The following is a 16,979-nucleotide window of genomic DNA, read 5'->3' on the forward strand; positions in this document are numbered from 1 at the left end:
CCTGGAATGTCCAGGACACTGGTCCAGACCCTCGTCGAGCGGCGTGCCGAGAAGCGAGGCAAGCTCGACGAACTACTGCGCACGCCGGTCGCCGAAGAGCGCGACCTCACCCAGCAGGAGCGCGAGACGTTCGACGCGATCGCCGCGGAGATCGGCGAGATCGACGAGCGAGTCGCCGAGCTGTCCGACCTGGTCGTGCGCGACGAGCAGGCCGCCGAGGTGTCCCGCCGCGTGGTCGGCGGCACCCAGGTCATCCGCGAGCCCGAGGTCTACCGCAAGGGCCCGCACGGCCGCTCGTTCATCCGCGACATGTGGAACGCCCGCCAGAAGGGCGACCGTGACGCGCACGAGCGGTTGCAGCGCAACAACAAGATGCGCGCCGACGCGCTGGAGCGGCTGGCAGTCCAGGACGGGCAGCTGCCCGAGCAGCGCGCGATCTCCACCACCGGCGGCGCCGGCGGCGAGCTCGTTCCGCCGCTGTGGCTGGAGCAGGAGTTCATCAAGTTCGTCCGCCCGGGACGGATCACGGCGAACCTGTGCCACGCCTCCGAGCTGCCGATGGGCACCGACCAGATCAACATCCCGAAGATCCTGACCGGTACCGCGACCGCGCCGCAGGCCTCCCAGAACACCGGCGTGCAGCAGACCGACCTGACCACCGGTTCGGTGTCCAGCCCGGTCGTCACGATCGCCGGCGGCCAGGTGGTGGCGCTTCAGCTGATCGAGCAGTCACCGCTGAACATCGACGAGATCGTTCTGAGTGATCTCGCCGCGGATTACGCGAAGCAGTTGAACACGCAGGTGATCTCCGGTTCGGGCACCGGCGGCACCATGACCGGGATCCTGACCCTGTCGGGCACCCAGTCGGTGGCCTGGACGCAGGCCACGCCGGCGCTGGGCGGCGCCGGCGGCCTGTACTCGAAGCTGGGCAACGGGATCCAGCTCATTCACACCTCGCGGTTCCTGCCGCCGACGGCGATCCTGATGCACCCGCGCCGGTGGGCCTGGGCCGAGACGCAGTCCGACAGCCAGGGCCGGCCGCTGGTCGTGCCGCTCGCCGGCGGACCGCTCAATGTGCTGGCCAACCTCGACGAGCAGGTCTCCCAGGGCCTGGTCGGGTCGATGCTGGGTCTGCCGGTCTACGTCGACCCGCTGCTGCCGGTCAACCTGGGCGCGGGCACCAACCAGGACGAGATCGTGGCCGCCAAGATGGACGACCTGTGGCTGTGGGAGGGCCAAATCAAGGCCGAGGCGTTCGCCCAGACCTACGCGCAGAACATGAGCGTGTTCGTGCGGCTGTACAACTACGCGTCGTTCCAGCCGGGCCGCTACCCGCAGAGCATCGCCAGCATCACCGGCACCGGCGCGGTCACCCCCGTGTTCTGACCACCCCCCACCGTCCGGCGGCCCGTCTGCGGGGTCGGGCCGCCGGACCCCCTTACCTGGCAAGGAGAGTCAGCACATGGCCGCAACCATCGTCGCCTCGGCGGCACGCACCGTCACCGGCGCCTCGGGCGCGATCCCGATCGGATCCGGCCCGTCGACCGTCGAGCTGGAGCTGGAAGTCACCGCGGCGTCGGGCACCTCCCCGACGCTGGTACTGGGCGTCCAGTGGTCCGACGACGGCGTGAACTTCGGCAACAACGACGGCAGCGCGGACGCGTTCGCCTCCGTCAACGCGGTCGGCAACGTCGTCAAGAACGTGCCGGTCCGCGCCCCCTACATGCAGATCACCTGGACGATCGGCGGCACCAGCCCCTCGTTCACCTTCGCGGTGCTCGACGCCACGTCGAACGCCATCTGACCAGGAAGGACAGTCGACATGCGACTGGAGAACTACGCCGCCGGTCTCGTCGAGGAGCTGGCCGGCTACGAGCGGGCGGGCATGAAGGACCGCGCCAAGGACGTCCGGGCCGAGCTGGACCGGATCTCCCCGGACCTGCCTCGCGCGCTGGCGGTCGCCGAGACCGACTTCGTCTCGGGCATCAAGCTGTACGACGTCAAGGACCCGGAGCAGGTCCGGGCGGTGTTCGAGGCCCAGCCGGAGGTGCAGCGGCTGCGCCGGCTCGAGAACGACCTGACCGACCTCGGCTACTACGGCGCGAGCCGCAAGCGCACCACCCGGGCACCGGGCGCGCCCGAGACGGTCGTCCCGCCGGCGCCGGTGGCCTGACGCGGTGGCCGGCGCAGCAGTCACCACCGACAACCCGCTGCGCCGGCACCTGCGGCATGTGCGTAGCCAACACCAGGCCCACTGGCACGTCACCACCCGCCGGCACATCGCCGGCGGCCGCCGGTCCGGGCACCACGGCGGCCACTCGCACCACCACGCCCACGGCCGCCACAGCCACGCCCACCACCACGCACGGGCCGGCCAGGTCACCCACGCCCGGCACGTGCGGCACGCCGCCAAGGGCAACCACCTGCGCCGCCAGCAGCACGTGCGGCACGTGTCCCACCACACCGGACACCGCACCGCTGCCCGCGCCGGCCACCGCACCCACCGGCCCGGGGTGCACCACCATCACGTCGGCTCGCACAAGCCCCGCCGCAAGGGCCTGCACCGGCCCTTGACCCACCGCCGGCGACACGTCGCCGGCCACCGCGTCGTGCACCGCCGGCACGGTCTGCACCACCCGCACAAGGGCGTCAAGGGCCACCACAAGCGCATCGGCGCGACGCACCGCGCCCACCACACCGGCCGCCGGCGCGCACGCCGCTACGGCCACTAGAACCGGCAAGGGGGCGACGTGGCGTACATCTTCTTCCAGGGGCAGGACGTGCCGCTGGCCGCGAGCGTGGTCAACGACTCCGGCACGCCGGCGAATGCCACCACCGTGACGCTGACGGTGACCAATCCGGACGGCACCACCCAGACGCCGGCGGTCAGCAACCAGGGCACCGGCTCGTACACCGCGGTGGTGCCGGCCGTGGCGCAGACCGGCGTCTACCTCTATCGGTGGACCGCGACCGGGTCGGGGTTCTCCTGGGCCAGCGAGGGCCAGTTCCAGACGCGCGCCTCGGCGATCGAACTGATGGTCGACCTGCCCTCGGTCAAGGCGCACCTGAACATGCCGCTGAACGACACCAGCCAGGACGACGAGCTGCAGGGGTTCATCCTCGCGGCCGAGCCGATCGTCGAGGACCTCGTCGGCACCGTGATGCCCAAGACCTATGTCGAGTACTTCAACGGCGCGAGCGAAACCGTGGTGCTCTCACATCAGCCGGTCATCTCGATCCAGTCTGTGTACGAGTACTACGGCCTGTCCGCGTTCCTGCTCACCGAGCAACCCTTGGGCGCGCAGATGAACGCGTTCGCGTTCACGGTGGACTACACCACCGGGCAGCTGCTGCGCAGAACGTTCGGCGGCCAGGCCGCGCGGTTCGCGATCGGCGACAAAAACATCAAGGTGTCCTACACCGCCGGCCTGACCACCGTGGCGTACAACATCCGGCTGGGCACGCTGGAACTGCTCCGCCACTGGTGGCAGCTCACCCAGCAGGGACGCCGGCCTACCCGCGGCGGCGGCGACGGCGGCGACGGACACGTGCCGACCGGGTTCGCCGTCCCCGACCGGGTGGTCGAGCTGCTGCAGCCGCAACGCCGGCCGCCGGGGGTGGCCTGATGCCGGTGATCCCGCCCAGCAGCGTCAAGGCCGTCCGGCCGGCGCTGTTCACCCAGCTGCAGACCACCATCACCGGCACGGACCTGTTGGTGTCACTGGGAAAACCGGGCACCTACAACCCGTCGGACATCGTGTGGGTCGGCAACGCCCACCGCACGACCAAGCCCAGCCACATGGTCGGCTCGGGCGGCGCCGGCTGGCTCGACGAGTCCTACCAGATCCAGGTGACCGTCGAGGTGTTCCGCGGCGGCGACGAGGAACTGGTCGTGTGGAACCGCACCTGCGACCTGGTCGACGCGGTCGAGGCCGCCGTGCGTACCGATCCGTCGATCGGCGGGCTGGTGCTGTGGTCCTACCCGCAACAGGCCTCGTACGACTCCGACTGGGAGCCCGAGGGCAAAGGCCGCCTCGCGGTGGCCGAGCTGCTCATCCACTTCGAGGCGATCCAGTAAAGGGGGGCCACGTGCTGAAACGGTTGCAGAACAGGCTGTTCGAGGCGATCGTCGCGTTCGACATCAGCCCGCTGCACATCTACGGGCTGATCGTGCTCGGCGTGTGCCTGCTGACGTTCACCCAGAACACCAGCTTCGAGTTGGTCGGCGGGAACTACACCAACCTGATCTCGGCGCTGGTGTCCACGCTGGTGCTGCGGGAGGCACGCGCCCAGCACCGCGACCTGACCCGCCGGCACCGCTGGCTGTCCCAGGACGTGCAGGCGCTGCACGACCACCTCGGCATCACCACCGACCCCCAGGAGCGTCCCTGATGCGTCTGCGCTACCTCGGCGACCCCGGCCGCCACTACCCCGATCTGGGCCTGCTGGCCTACCCCGACGACGTCCGCGAGCTCGCCGACGATCCGGGCGACGGCCGGTGGGTCGAGGTCGACCCGGACACCCCGCTGACCGAACGCCTCGCCTGCGAACCGGCCACCGCGCCCGTCGACGAGCACCAGGCCGACGCGCAACTCGTCGACAAGGGCCAGGCGCCCGCCGGCAGCGTGGTCGAGCCGGCCGGCGCGGCCGGCGCGGCGCAGGCCGGCGTCGTCGACGGACAGTCCACCTCGGAGCAGGCGAACACCCGTGGTGCGCGCCGCAGCGGCAAGGAGACCACCTGATGCCCTACCCCCCGTTGTTCACCAAGGTCGGCATCGTCAAGGAGACGACCTACGGCACCGGCGGCACCGCCACGAGCTTCGTCGCGCTCAACGGCGAGCCCAAGCCCAAGCCCAACCTCAAGATGTTGGAGGACAAGAGCTGGCGCGGGTGGATGGGTGAAGACCAGGACTTCATCCCCGGCCCCTATGACACCTCGATCGACTGGGACGGCAACGCCTACCCGGACATCGTGGGGTTCCCGATCGTAGGCGTGCTCGGCGACGTCTCCTACTCCGGCTCGACGATCGCCCCGACCGGCACGGTCGGCACCGGCGGCTCGGCGGTCGGCGCGACCTCGATCCCCAGCTCGGTGTCCATCCCGGCCAGCACCCTGATTCAGATCGACACCGGTCTGCTCTCGGAGGTCGTGACCACCTCGGGCGCGCCGACCGGCGCCGGCCCCTTCACCATCCCGGTTCCGGCGCTGAAGTACGCGCACCTGGCGGGCGTCCCGATCACCGCGATCAACACCGCCGGCCCGTTCACCACGGTGGCCTCGGTGCTCAACTCCGGCACCGGGCAGCCCCCGTCGTACGCGATCACCGACGCCTACGGTCCGGCGGCCCGCCAGTACCCCGGGATCATCTTCACCGAGTTCGGGCTCAAGGCCGAAGCCGCCGGGCTGCTCACATATTCGGCCAAGTGCATGGGACTGCCCGAGACCGTGGTGTCCGCGCCGACGGCGTCCTACTCGGCCGAGCGGGCGATCGCCGCCTACAGCGGCGCGGTCACCCTCGGCGGAGTCTCGACCAACATCGTCGAGTCGATGGAACTGACGGTCAAGCGGGAGGCCGAGGGCATCCAGGCCGTCGACGGCACCCAGGCGCCGCGGCAGATCTGGGGCGGCATGGTGTCGACGGACGGCAAGATGACGATCACGGTCGAGGATGAGGTCCAGTACCTGAACTTCATCAACAACTCGCAGCCCTCCCTCGACCTGAACTACGCGTTCGGCACTGGTGTCAACGCCCGGCAGGTCAAGTTCCACCTGAGCAAGGCCGCCTACACCGCGGTGGCGATCGCCCGCGGCAAGAAGTGGGTGCAGCTGGACGTCACGTTCAAGGGCCGGTTCAACACCACAGACGTCGGGCCGTCCGGCGGGGCGTCGCCGATCGCGGTCACGCTGCAGAACGCCATCACCCCCGGCACCTACAAGTAGGGCCGGTTTCCTCTACACAGCAAGGAATAACCCCGTGAGCAAGACCACTGTGGACCTGGGCAAGCACGGCACGGCGACGTTGCGCGACCCGGAGGACGTGCCGGAGAAGCTGCGCCGGCGCGTGCAGCGAGCCAACCTCGCCTCGCAGATCTTCGTCGAGGAGCTCCGCACACGCGGCGACATCCCCGCCGACATCGATCTGTCCGACGTCGACGAGCAGACGACCCGCACCATCGGGCGGATCGTCATGACCGAGCACCCCGAGTACATGGAGCAGCAGCAGGATGCGGTCATCCTGGCGCTGGTCGAGGACTGGCCGTTCGAGTACCCCAAGACCGCCGAGGGCCTGGCGGAGATCCCCGGGACGGCCTACGACAAGCTGCTGGCCGCGTGCAAGGCCCTGGAGCCGCTGCTGAGCCCCAACCTCACGGCGCCGACGCCGCCGGAGGCGGGGAACACCCCTTTCGACAGCTGAGCCGGCTCCGGCTGCACCTGATCGAGGGTCGTTCGTATCCGGAGTGCCTGCTGCCCATGGAGCCCTGGCGGATCTATCGGCTGTGCCGGATGTTCGGCCGGTTCCCGCGGCCGGGCAGCCTCGATGACCAACCGGCGGGGCTCAACGACTGGCTGCTGGCCATCGACGACATCTACCGCGAGCTGGACGCGCGCCGGGAACGGGCGCGCTATCCGGCCTGACCACACGAGAACGGGGGGTGTGTGGTGATCGGCATCTCGACGGTGATCAGCGGGGCCGAGGACGCGATCAAGGAGTTCAACGCGATCCCGCTGCGCGCGAACCGGGCGGTGGCCTCGGCCATCCGCACGGTCGAGCGGAAGATCGTGGCCAAGGTCCGCGCCAACATGGGCGGCAAGCCGCGGTGGAACCACCGTGGCCGTTCCCGGGTCTACGCCACCCCGGTCAATCTCGGCGGTCCCGAGCACAGCCCGCGTGGCGGCGGACCCGGGGTGTTCACCGGCCGCCTCCGCAAGGGTGTGGGCGGCAGCAGGCCGGTGACCCTCGGCAACACCACCACCGCGTGGGTGGGTGTCGGCGGTTCCCGGCTGAACGAGAACAATCTCAAGAAGGGGCGTCTCGAACAGCGCTACCCGTACTTTGAGCCCGGCGTGAAGGCGGCCGAGGACGGTCTGGTCGGCATCTACGAGTCGGCGCTGGACGCCGCGCTCAAGCGCCGTGGTGGCCTGTAGTGGGCATCGAGAAGGTCGGCGTCGAGGTCACCGGCGTCATCGGTGGCCTCGCGACGGCGATGCAGGGCGCCATCGGCTGGATCAAGAAGGTCGAGAAGGCGAACACCGACGGTGCCAGCTCGGCGCAGAAGGCCGCCGCGGTCGGCGGGGCGGCGCTCGCGGTGGTCGGCGGCGCCGCGGTCGCCGCCGGCGTCAAGTTCGTCGGCATGGCCGCCGATTTCGAGTCCTCCCAGACTCGGCTCGCGACCTCGGCCGGCGAGTCGAAGGACAACCTGCAGATGGTCGGCGACGGCGTGCTCAAGCTCGCCGGCGACGTCGGTGACAGCACCAAGGAGCTGGAAGCCGGCATGTACACCGTGGAATCCGCCGGGTTCCACGGCAAGGCCGGCCTGGACGTGCTGAAGTCGGCCGCCGAGGGCGCGAAGGCGGAGAACGCCGACTTGGCGACGGTCGCCAACGCGGTCACCTCGGGCCTGAACGCCTACGGCGTGCAGGCCGACCAGGCCGGCCGCAAGTCGGTCGAGATGACCAACCAAATGATCGCCGCGGTCGGCGCCGGCAAGATGACCATGGAAGATCTCTCGGGCAGCCTCTCGGCGGTGCTGCCCACCGCGGCCGCCGCGAAGCTGAGCTTCGATCAGGTCGGCGGCGCGATCGCCACCATGACCGCGCAGGGCATGTCCGCCCAGCAGTCCGCCCAGGACCTGAACAACACTATCGGCGCGCTGCAGGCCCCCAACCAACAGGCGATCAAGGAAATGGCCCAGCTGGGCCTCAACTCCAACGACGTCGCGCAGAACCTCGGCAAGAACGGCCTGACCGGCACGCTGGAGATGCTGACCAAGGCGATCACTGACCATATGGGCCCGTCGGGTCAGGTCTTGATGAACGCGTTCAACCAGAGCAAGGCGGCGGCCGCCGACGCCCAGGCGATGATCGACAAGATGCCGAAGTCGCTGCAGGGGTTGGCAAAGCAGTTCGCCGACGGCCAGATCAGCGTCAACGACTGGCGCAAGGCGCTCAAGGGATTGCCGGTCGACCAGGCCGCGCTCGCGTCGCAGTTCGCCACCACCGAGACCAACGCCAAGGCGTTCAACCAGCAGCTCCGATCGGGCAGCCCTGAGGCCCAGACCTACAACGCCGCGCTGGAGAAGATGCTCGGCGGCAGCACCGGGTTGACGACCGCGCTGATGCTGACCGGCGACCACATGGCCACGTTCCAGCAGAACGTCAAGACCGTCGGCGACGCGGCCAAGGGCGCAGGCTCGGACGTCAACGGATGGGACGAGATCCAGGGCACGCTCAATCAGAAACTGAGCCAGGCCAACGGATCCATGGAGGCCCTAGGTATCTCGATCGGACAGAAGCTGCTGCCGGTCGCCTCGCAGGCGGTCGGCATGTTCGCCGACGTCGCCAAGTGGCTCTCGCAGCACTCGACCACCGCGCTGGTGCTGGCCGGCGTGATCGGCGGCGTGCTGGTCACCGCCATCAGCCTGTGGACGTTGAGCACCCTCAAGGGATTCGCCACCAGCCAGGCGGCGATGGCCCGCGACATCGTGCAGGGCACGATCTGGCTGGGCCAGAAGATCGCCCAGTATTCCGGTGCCGCCGCCGCGGCCACCACGCAGGCCGCCGGCGCCGCCGGCCGGTGGATCTACTGGAACGGCGTGATCCTGGCCGACCAGATCAGCAGCGGCGTGCGGTGGCTGGCGGCCAGGGCGGCCGCCAGCGCGGCTGCTGCCGCCGGCGCGGTCACCTCCGCGGCAAAGGCCGCCGCGGCGTGGGCGGCCGGCAACGCTGCGATCGTGGCCGACCAGCTCGCCTCGGGCGCGCGGTGGCTGGCCGCCCGCATCGCGACCTACGCCGCGGCGGCCGGCAGTGCCGTCGTGTCGGCCGCGACGACCGCGGCCGCGTGGATCGCGGCCAACGCGGCGATGCTGCTTGCCACCGGCGGCATCGTGCTTGCGGTCGGGCTGCTCGTCGCCGCCGGCGTGTGGCTGTACAACCACTGGGACCAGGTCTGGTCCGGGATCCAGGAGGTCGCCGGCACGGTCTGGAACTGGCTGGACTCCAACGTGTTCCAGCCGATCGGCGCGGCGTTCCGGTGGCTGTATGAGACCTTCGTCAAGCCCTACATCGACCTGTGGATCCTGCAGTTCCGGCTCGTGCAGACCGTCGCGATGTGGTTGTACGACAACGGGATCAAGCCGGCCCTCGACGGAATCGGCGCGGCGTTCTCGTGGCTGGGCGACCACGTGATCGGCCCGTTCCGCGACATGTTCGAGGCCCAGATCCACGCGGTCGGCGCCGCGCTGCAGTGGGTCTACGACAACATCATCCGCCCGGTCGCGGACGCCATCGGCAATGTGATCGGCGGCATCATGTCGGCGATCCACGGCGTGGCCAACGCCGCGAGCGGCATCGGCAACGCCGTCGGCAGCGTGGGACACATGCTCGGGTTCGCCGAGGGCGGCTGGGTTCCCGGCTCGCCGGGGCAGGCGCAGCTGGCGGTCGTGCACGGCGGCGAGTACGTGCTCTCGCGCGACATGATCGCCGGCCGCGTCGCCCCCTCGGCGGATCTGCAGCTGGCCACCGAGCTGGCCGACGGCGCGGCCGCCGGCGGCCGGACGATCAGCGCCGGCGGCGGGGCCGGCGCGGGCGGCGTGACGATCGTCTACGCGCCGCAGGTGCAGGGCTCGCTGATCGCGGAGCGGCAGCTGTTCGCCGACTTCCAGACATGGGTGCTGACCTACTTCCAGCGCAACAGCACCAACGGGTTGAGCGGGGGGTTGGCCTGATGGGCGTGCTGCCGAACCCGAACTGGCCGGTGGTGTCGGTGGAAGTCGACTGCACCCAGGGGCCGCCGAACCTGGTCGGGGCGAGCCGGATGTCGCTGATGGCCCCGAACCGGCAGATGGTCGTCGACGAGATCACCATCAAGCGCGGGCGGCAGTTCGAGCTGAACACCATGGAGGCCGGAACCGCCACGGTCTCGGTGATCGACCCGCTGGAGATGATCAACCCGGCCAACACGGCGAGCCCGTTCAACACCGGCGGGAACACGATCGACTCCTACCGGTGCATCGGCATTTACGCGTACTGGCCGTTGACCGGGAACCTCTACAACAGCACGGTGTTCGCCAACTACGACTCGTCGTTCGAGTCGCAGGTCGGCAGCTTCACCGCCGGCGGCGGCACCACGCTGGCGCTGAGCACGGCGCAGGCCTGGGTCGGCACGCACAGCCTGCTGGTCACCCAGGGCTCGGCCAGCTCGGGCGCCTGGCCCACGGTGCCGTTGGACACCGTGCCGGGCATGGTGCACACCATCGGCGTGCAGGTCTACCTGACCGGCACCGCCACCGTGCAGCTGCGCGTCCCCGACCAGTCCGGCGCGACCATGACCTCGGCGACCGCGAGCACCCCGGGCGTGTGGACCCGGCTGACGGTCACGTTCACCGCGGCCGACTGCATCACCACGCTGACCGTCGCCGGCGCGGTCGCCACCACCCCGACCTACTACCTCGACGGCGTGCAGTACGAGTTCGGCGCGACCGCCAGCGCCTACACCGCCAGCGGGCCGCGCCGCTACCGGCTGTTCTCCGGCTACGTCGAGCAGTGGCCACAGGACTGGGACAAGGGCGGCCAGCGCGGCATCCGCAAGATCGAATGCGTCGACGCGCTCGCGATCCTGTCCCGCACCCCCATCGTGCAGTCGTACGCGGCCACCGTCGCCGGCGACAGCCCGCTGGTGTCGATCCCGTTCGACAACACCGCGTCGATGACCACCGCCGACGTCGGCACCGGCATGACCGGCGCCATCCCGGTGGAGCTGCCCAACTCGTCCAATGGCAGCCTGCAGTGGGGCAGCGACACCAACCTCGACGGCACCAAGGCGCTGACGCTCAACCAGCGCAACGCCGCCACTCCGCCCGCCGGCGGTGGCGTGGTCACCGGCAACCAGACGCTGTTCGAAATCACGAACCGGCCGATCTCCCTGTCGACCACCGGCGCGACCGTCGAGATCTGGGCCCGCAACTCCAGTGGTGTCAACAACTTCATGGGGCTGACCGAGGCCATCGACCCGATCGCCGGCACCGTCAGCGGGTCCTACCTCGACATCGAGACCAACGCCGGAAAACTCCAGTTCCACGTCGTGGACCCGGCATCCTCGACGAACGCGCTGATCAACATCAGCAACGTCACCGGCCTGGTGTCAGGCTACCCGGACGGCCAATGGCACTACTACGCCCTGACCTTCTACGCCAACGGCACCGGCCTTGCGCTCACGGTGGACGGCACCGAGGCTGACTTCGGCATCTCAATGGGCGTGCGGCAGATCGGCTACCTGTTCGCCTTCTTCACGGCGTTCACGGGCTACGGCGACCCGCAGTCACAGGTCTCGGTGTCCCGCATGGCCGTCTACACCCGCGACATCAGCTCAGGCAACCGGAACAACCACTACCAGCGTGGCATCGGCTACGCCGGCGAGATCTCCGGCGCGCGCGTGTTCCGCTTACTCACAGCGAACTGGTCGGCCGCCAACTGGCAGAACTCCGGCAACGGCTACCTGGCGCTGGCCAACGACTTCTCCTACAACGGCCGGTACATGTTGGACGTGATCCAGGAGATCACCGACACCGAGAACGGCCAGTTCTACGCGACCGGCAACGGCCTGCCCACCTGGGAGGACCGCACCGCCCGCTACAAGAGCCAAACGCCGCTGTATGTGTTCGGCGAGCACGCCGACTCCGGGGAGATTCCGTACGTGCCGCTCACCTACGGGTTCGACCCGAATTACACCTACTCGGGCGCCACGCTGTCCCGGCCCGACTCGACGACACCGCTGGTCTACCCGAACCCGCCGGTGGTGAATCCGCCCTACGGGCAACGGATCGTGCAGAAGACGGTCCAGTGCACCAACGACTTCGATTTGCAGCAGGCCGCGATGTTCTACACCACGCGGTACGGCAAGACCAAGCTGCGCGTGAAAACCCTGTCGGTCACGCCGTCGGCGCTGAATCCGGTGACGCGGCCCAACGCGTGGCCAGCGGTGCTCGGCGCGGAGATCTCCCAGCGGCACACGGTCACCCGTCGCACCAGCGCTGGCGTGACCATGACCGGCGACCACTACATCGAGTCGCTGAACCACAAGATCAGCGCGAAGTCGTTGACGTGGCAGACGGATTTCGAGATGAGCCCGGTTTTCGTTCCCCGCGCGTGGGTTCTGGGTGACGCGACATACGGAGCGTTGGGGTCCAACGCGATCATCTACTAGGAGCAACGCATGGTCGCGATGACCGCCCTGACGTCCTTTGTGGATGGCAACATCCCGCATCAGGGAGACCTGAACAACTACGGCACCAACATCGACGCCCTGTGTCAGCTGACCACCGGCAAGACCGCCGCCTCGGGCGTGTCGTCCAAGCCGTTGGTCAAGGTGGCGCTCAACGCCAACCAGTCGATCGCCGGAAACACCCTCACCATCCCGAGCTGGAACGCCGCGAGCGCGAACACGGACAACATGTGGGTGGTGTCCAATCCGACGTTCCTCACGGTCCGCACGGCCGGCTGGTACGCGATTTTGCTGCAGACCAGCTGGGCCAGCGGAACACTGACCGAACGCAACCTCGGCATCATGATCAACGGCACCACCGAGAACACCAACAGCGTCGCCAAGAACGACTACTTTGGCTCGCCCGCAGACAACATCTATTTGCAGGTCACCGCCTACGAACACCTCGCCGTGGGCGCGACGATCTACGGCTACGTCTATCAGACGTCCGGCGGCAGCCTGAACCTATTGTCCGCCGCCCCCGCGGGGACCTACCTCAGCGCCCGCTGGGACGCCCCGTACTAACGCCTCACGTGGTCCGCGGTCGACCAGAACGCGCGGACCCCTCGCTTGTTCCCACGCTGACGGCCACACGGCCCCGACCTCGAGAGGCCGACATGGCTGACACGCACCCGGTGGTGCACGCCCACGACCAGGCGACCACACGCCACTACCTCATGCACTACCCCGCGCACCCGCCCCGGGAGGGCGACCCGCACTACCGCGACTTCGACGAGTTTCGCCGCCGCACCAAGGCGACCGCGCAGTGCGCGTTCGCCGTCGAAACCGGCGACACCTCGGAGTGCCGTGGGGGCCTGGAGCTGCACCACACCCACGTCGAGTTCTCGCTGCAACAGGGCGTGGATCTGGCGCGGTTGGAGCACCTGTATCCGGGCATCGGCAACCCGGACGAGGTCGGGGCATGGATCGAGACCGCGGCCAATCTCGTGTGGCTGTGCGCTTTTCATCATCGCGGGCACGGCGGGGTGCACACCGCCGCCGCGGCCGACTACGAGGCGAGCAAGTGGGTTCGGGGGTTGATCACGTGAGCGCAGAGTTCGGCGTCGAGCACGCATTCGGCCGGGTCGAGGCCAAATTGGACGCCATCGCCAACCAGGTCGGCGGCCATGGCGAGACGCTCGCCAAGCACGACGTGCGGATCGGGCAGACCGAGGCCGACATCCGCGGCATCAAGGCCGGCCTGGTCGGCGAGCAGGGACACCAGCGCAACGGCCGACAGATGCTCATGGCCTCGCTCGCCTCCGCCGGCGCCGGCTCGTTCCTGACCTGGCTGATCACCGCGCTGACCACCCATCACTGAGGAGGCCCGCTGTGCGCACGATGTACGACTCGGTCAACGCCGCGGCGATCCCCGCCAACGCCGGCCTGGTCGCCGGCTACGTCGACGGCCGCTACGCCTGGCCTGCGGCGGACTGGGCCCGGTTCCCGCACGCCGTGCATGTGCCGATCGCAGTGTTCGCCACCACGAACGCCGGCGTGGTGCTGGACTGCGAGACCGGCGACGCCACACCGGCCCAGTGCCCTGGCTGGGTGCGGATGCGCCGCGCCGCCGGCGTCGACCCCACCGTCTACTGCTCGTATTCGGCCTGGTCGACCGTGCGCGCCGCGTTCGCCGCCGCCGGCGAGCCGGCGCCGCACTACTGGATCGCCGGCTACCCCGACCCCGTCGACGCCGACGGCAACCCGGTCATCCCGGCCGGCGCGGTCGCCCACCAATGGATCGACCGCGGCCCCTACGACGAGTCGATCGTCGCCGAGTACTGGCCGGGCGTCGACCCCAACACCCCGGCTCCCATCGAGGAGGAGAACATCATGGGCAACTGGATGCGCTACGTCGACGCGAAAGGCAACGAGGCGTCCGGGCTGCTGCTGGAGTCCGGCGACTTCATCGGCCTGCCACTGCCGAAGACCGTCCGCGACGCGGAGAGCTACTCCAACCTGACCGACGGCACGGACGACGCCGGCGCGCAGGGGCGGTGGCAGGACCTCGTCACCAGGTTCGACCGCGACGCCAAGAAGCTGGCCGCAACGGTCACCGTCGAGGTGAACGGACAGCCGGCCCAGGCCACGCTCAACCCGAGCACCGGCCACTACGAACTCCAGCTGGTGCCGGACGCGCCGGCCACCACGAACTGAGAGGCCTGACCAATGTCCGACAAGCTCACCGCGTGGATCCGCAACGTCGTGCCGGCGGCGTGGTCGGCGCTGATCGCCTACCTGATCACGCTCATCCCCGCCGCGCACGACCTCGCCGCACCGCTGTCCGGTCTGGGCGCTCTGGTGCTGGTGCCGCTCGTGCTCGCCGTCTACAAGGCCGTCGTGCAGCGCATCGAGACGCTGCTGCCCACGTGGCTGACGCGCCTGCTGACCGGCTCGACGCAGACCCCGACCTACCCGCGCACGATCCCGGTCGCGATCGTGCCGCCGCCAGCGAGCACGCCGCCGGCCGGCGCTTCCAGCTGACCACTTCCAGCGCACAGCACAAGGCCCCCGTGCTCCACAGTGGAGCGCGGGGGCCTTGCGGCATGTTCGCTCACTTCGCCGCCACGTGCATCGTGATGGTGGTGTTCGCGGCTACGGCTGTGCCTGCTGGTGGGTTGACGCTCGTGACGACCCACTGCCCTGCCTGGTTGGCCGGGTCGTTCATGACGTCGTGTCCGTCCGGCGCGATGGCGGACACCGTAAAGCACATCAGCGCGTTGCTGGCATCGCTCAGGTTGGCGCCGACCAGCCCGGCCGGTACGGGCTGTGGCCACTTCAAGCCCGTGCAGCCGCTGGGCGGCAGCGACGGCCCGACGGGGACCGTTGTGAGCAACACCGAGGGCGTCGAAGGTGTTGTCCCAAGCGACGAGTGCAGCTGGCTTTGGTAGCTGACGATGGCGTCAGTGCAGCTCACCTTCGTTGCCGTACCGAGCTGCTGCAGGAGTCCGCGCATGAATGCCAGGTTTGTCGTCTGTGCCCCGGACTTGTTGAGCACGGTCACAGCGGTGCTGATCGAGAATGCGATTGCTTGGCCATCTGCGCAATGCGAGGTGATCTGGCCGTACAGCGTCGAGTACGTGGATTGGTCTGACGCTGGGGCCCGGTCGGCATCCCGCAACCCCGTGGCGTCGGTGGCGGCGGTAGATGGTGGGCTGGTCGTGGTGGAGCTCATCGCCGCGGTTGTGCTTGCCGACGGCACCCCGCAGGCCGCCAGGGCGCCAACGACCGCCAGACCAGCCACTACCCGCAACACGCGGATCATGTGCTCTTTCTCCCCTCTCATGGACAGTCGCCGTAGGTCGCGGCCATAGCCACCTGCGTTACAAACACCTGGCCCCGTGCTCTCCCCTCCGGGAGCGCGGGGCCATTCGGCGTGTCCCGGGGTCAGTCGGCGACGGCGGCCGGTAGCGACAGCCAGTCCTGCATCCGGGCGATCAGCGGCGCGTCCGGCACGCCGATCGTCACCACGGTGGCCGAGATGGTGTCGCCGTGGCCCAGCGCCTCGGCCAGGCTCACACGAACCGCCTCGTCATTCGGGTTGTTGCCGATGGCCTCGGCTGGGTACGCCTCGAACAGCTGGGGCGCCGGGGAATCCCGCCGGATCACGACAATCGCGATCATCTTCACTGTGTGCTCCTGCTACTTGTCGGGGGCTTCCCTCGTCGCCGGTGGGCCGGTGGGGGGTCGATCCCGCCGCACTGGCAACGGAGATCATGGGTCAGCACACCCATGTCATCCGTCCTTCCCTGGCAGCATCTCGGGCGGTATCAGGCCGAGCCGTAGGGCGATCAGGTCCGTCACGTTGCGCACGAGCTGCTCGCCCTCGGCCTGCTCGATCTTGCTGAGGTAGGCGTGGGCGCCGTCGACGTCGCCGAGGGACACCATCACCTGGACGATGTCCGCGTGGTAGATGCAGCGTGCGCCGGCGGCGATCTGTTCGGGCGTACGTCCGGTCACGGCGCACCTGCCGGCTGGTCCACGGCGGCGGCGAGGTCGGGTCCGCTCGCCGCCGCCGTGAGTTGGGTGTCCGCCCCGACGCTGGGGGGCACGGATGACAGTGCGTCGTCGGGGCGGACGTAGATCCCGCCAGCGCGCGCACCGGGGATGACGCGCGCCGGCGGAGCTGAGACCCCGGCCAGCATCCGGCGGGTGCCGGGGGTGGCGCCGGCCAGGGCTCCCGCAACCACACGAGGCGTTGCGAGCCTGCGACGGGAGATGGTGGACCCCCATGCCGTCGGGCACAGGCGGGACTCACCTGTCAGCCGGAGAACGCACTCCTGTACCCGCTCGGACCAGTACAGCCGCTTGAAAGCGAGCCATACCGGCCGGGCAAGAAACGGCGCAACGAGGATGGCCACGCCAAGGATCGGGTGGTCCACACCTGCCTCCCTCGTCGAATTGAGGCCCTTACCGACAGCTGCGCTAGGGGCTCCGATCAGCCAATTGCCAGGCCGGCATGGAATCCGGCCAGGCGCTCACCTTGCGCCATCCCGAGCA

23 protein-coding genes are annotated in these 16,979 nt (G+C 69.2%); 19 read left to right on the forward strand and 4 right to left on the reverse strand.

The window, feature by feature from the left end:
• Positions 1-6: 6 nt before the first annotated feature.
• The 19 genes from BCF44_RS26415 to BCF44_RS26505 all read left to right on the forward strand — a co-directional run bounded on the left by BCF44_RS26415 (position 7) and on the right by BCF44_RS26505 (position 14,963).
• The gene (locus BCF44_RS26415; RefSeq protein ID WP_116177081.1) at positions 7-1,386 is read left to right on the forward strand and encodes a phage major capsid protein; all 1,380 of its coding nucleotides are present in this window, start codon (positions 7-9) and stop codon (positions 1,384-1,386) included.
• Between the two features lie 76 nt (positions 1,387-1,462).
• Positions 1,463-1,804 (forward strand): hypothetical protein, encoded by a 342-nt coding sequence (locus BCF44_RS26420; protein WP_116177082.1) that lies wholly within the window; start codon positions 1,463-1,465, stop codon positions 1,802-1,804.
• Positions 1,805-1,822: 18 nt separating this feature from the next.
• Complete coding sequence (locus BCF44_RS26425) at positions 1,823-2,173, forward strand: hypothetical protein (protein WP_116177083.1); 351 nt, start codon at positions 1,823-1,825, stop codon at positions 2,171-2,173.
• Between the two features lie 4 nt (positions 2,174-2,177).
• A complete protein-coding gene (locus BCF44_RS55660) occupies positions 2,178-2,732 on the forward strand; it encodes a hypothetical protein (protein ID WP_170217756.1) in 555 nt (184 codons plus the stop codon).
• Positions 2,733-2,750: 18 nt separating this feature from the next.
• Positions 2,751-3,626: a hypothetical protein gene (locus tag BCF44_RS26440; RefSeq protein WP_116177085.1), complete on the forward strand. Its 876-nt coding sequence runs from the start codon at positions 2,751-2,753 to the stop codon at positions 3,624-3,626.
• Positions 3,626-4,078 (forward strand): hypothetical protein, encoded by a 453-nt coding sequence (locus tag BCF44_RS26445; protein WP_116177086.1) that lies wholly within the window; start codon positions 3,626-3,628, stop codon positions 4,076-4,078. The genes BCF44_RS26440 and BCF44_RS26445 overlap by 1 nt, the downstream gene beginning before the upstream one ends.
• An 11-nt stretch (positions 4,079-4,089) precedes the next feature.
• Entirely contained in the window at positions 4,090-4,392 is a 303-nt protein-coding gene (locus tag BCF44_RS26450) for a hypothetical protein (RefSeq protein WP_116177087.1), read from the forward strand.
• Positions 4,392-4,742, forward strand: a complete 351-nt coding sequence (locus tag BCF44_RS26455) for a hypothetical protein (protein ID WP_116177088.1) — start codon at positions 4,392-4,394, stop codon at positions 4,740-4,742. Before BCF44_RS26450 ends, BCF44_RS26455 begins: the two co-directional genes overlap by 1 nt.
• Positions 4,742-5,941 carry a phage tail tube protein gene (locus BCF44_RS26460; RefSeq protein WP_116177089.1) on the forward strand — a complete coding sequence of 400 codons (1,200 nt, stop codon included), beginning with the start codon at positions 4,742-4,744 and terminating at the stop codon, positions 5,939-5,941. The genes BCF44_RS26455 and BCF44_RS26460 overlap by 1 nt, the downstream gene beginning before the upstream one ends.
• Positions 5,942-5,975: 34 nt before the next feature.
• Positions 5,976-6,416, forward strand: coding sequence for a hypothetical protein (locus tag BCF44_RS26465; RefSeq protein WP_116177090.1), 441 nt, complete (start codon positions 5,976-5,978; stop codon positions 6,414-6,416).
• A 56-nt stretch (positions 6,417-6,472) separates the two neighbouring features.
• A complete protein-coding gene (locus tag BCF44_RS55665) occupies positions 6,473-6,637 on the forward strand; it encodes a hypothetical protein (protein ID WP_170217757.1) in 165 nt (54 codons plus the stop codon).
• Positions 6,638-6,658: 21 nt separating this feature from the next.
• Positions 6,659-7,147: a hypothetical protein gene (locus tag BCF44_RS26470; protein WP_116177091.1), complete on the forward strand. Its 489-nt coding sequence runs from the start codon at positions 6,659-6,661 to the stop codon at positions 7,145-7,147.
• Positions 7,147-9,945: a phage tail tape measure protein gene (locus tag BCF44_RS26475; RefSeq protein ID WP_116177092.1), complete on the forward strand. Its 2,799-nt coding sequence runs from the start codon at positions 7,147-7,149 to the stop codon at positions 9,943-9,945. Before BCF44_RS26470 ends, BCF44_RS26475 begins: the two co-directional genes overlap by 1 nt.
• Positions 9,945-12,422 carry a carbohydrate binding domain-containing protein gene (locus BCF44_RS26480; RefSeq protein ID WP_116177093.1) on the forward strand — a complete coding sequence of 826 codons (2,478 nt, stop codon included), beginning with the start codon at positions 9,945-9,947 and terminating at the stop codon, positions 12,420-12,422. The genes BCF44_RS26475 and BCF44_RS26480 overlap by 1 nt, the downstream gene beginning before the upstream one ends.
• Positions 12,423-12,431: 9 nt before the next feature.
• The gene (locus BCF44_RS26485; protein ID WP_116177094.1) at positions 12,432-13,004 is read left to right on the forward strand and encodes a hypothetical protein; all 573 of its coding nucleotides are present in this window, start codon (positions 12,432-12,434) and stop codon (positions 13,002-13,004) included.
• Positions 13,005-13,096: 92 nt separating this feature from the next.
• On the forward strand, positions 13,097-13,528 hold the full coding sequence (locus tag BCF44_RS56820) for a hypothetical protein (RefSeq protein WP_211353240.1): 432 nt from the start codon (positions 13,097-13,099) through the stop codon (positions 13,526-13,528).
• Complete coding sequence (locus BCF44_RS26495; RefSeq protein WP_116177095.1) at positions 13,525-13,800, forward strand: hypothetical protein; 276 nt, start codon at positions 13,525-13,527, stop codon at positions 13,798-13,800. The genes BCF44_RS56820 and BCF44_RS26495 overlap by 4 nt, the downstream gene beginning before the upstream one ends.
• A 20-nt stretch (positions 13,801-13,820) precedes the next feature.
• Positions 13,821-14,636: a glycoside hydrolase family 25 protein gene (locus BCF44_RS26500; RefSeq protein WP_246015613.1), complete on the forward strand. Its 816-nt coding sequence runs from the start codon at positions 13,821-13,823 to the stop codon at positions 14,634-14,636.
• Positions 14,637-14,648: 12 nt separating this feature from the next.
• Positions 14,649-14,963, forward strand: a complete 315-nt coding sequence (locus BCF44_RS26505; RefSeq protein WP_211353241.1) for a hypothetical protein — start codon at positions 14,649-14,651, stop codon at positions 14,961-14,963.
• Positions 14,964-15,033: 70 nt separating this feature from the next.
• On the opposite strand, the gene BCF44_RS54820 is transcribed toward BCF44_RS26505, so the two are convergent.
• From BCF44_RS54820 to BCF44_RS26530, 4 genes are all read right to left on the reverse strand, one after another.
• Positions 15,034-15,744, reverse strand: a complete 711-nt coding sequence (locus BCF44_RS54820; RefSeq protein ID WP_147328641.1) for a hypothetical protein — start codon at positions 15,742-15,744, stop codon at positions 15,034-15,036.
• Between the two features lie 122 nt (positions 15,745-15,866).
• Positions 15,867-16,103: a hypothetical protein gene (locus BCF44_RS26520; protein ID WP_147328642.1), complete on the reverse strand. Its 237-nt coding sequence runs from the start codon at positions 16,101-16,103 to the stop codon at positions 15,867-15,869.
• Positions 16,104-16,214: 111 nt separating this feature from the next.
• Positions 16,215-16,439 carry a hypothetical protein gene (locus BCF44_RS26525; RefSeq protein WP_116177100.1) on the reverse strand — a complete coding sequence of 75 codons (225 nt, stop codon included), beginning with the start codon at positions 16,437-16,439 and terminating at the stop codon, positions 16,215-16,217.
• Positions 16,436-16,861, reverse strand: coding sequence for a hypothetical protein (locus BCF44_RS26530; RefSeq protein WP_116177101.1), 426 nt, complete (start codon positions 16,859-16,861; stop codon positions 16,436-16,438). The genes BCF44_RS26525 and BCF44_RS26530 overlap by 4 nt, the downstream gene beginning before the upstream one ends.
• Positions 16,862-16,979 lie beyond the last annotated feature (118 nt).

The organism is Kutzneria buriramensis (assembly GCF_003387475.1).
Taxonomy (GTDB): Bacteria; Actinomycetota; Actinomycetes; order Mycobacteriales; family Pseudonocardiaceae; genus Kutzneria; species Kutzneria buriramensis.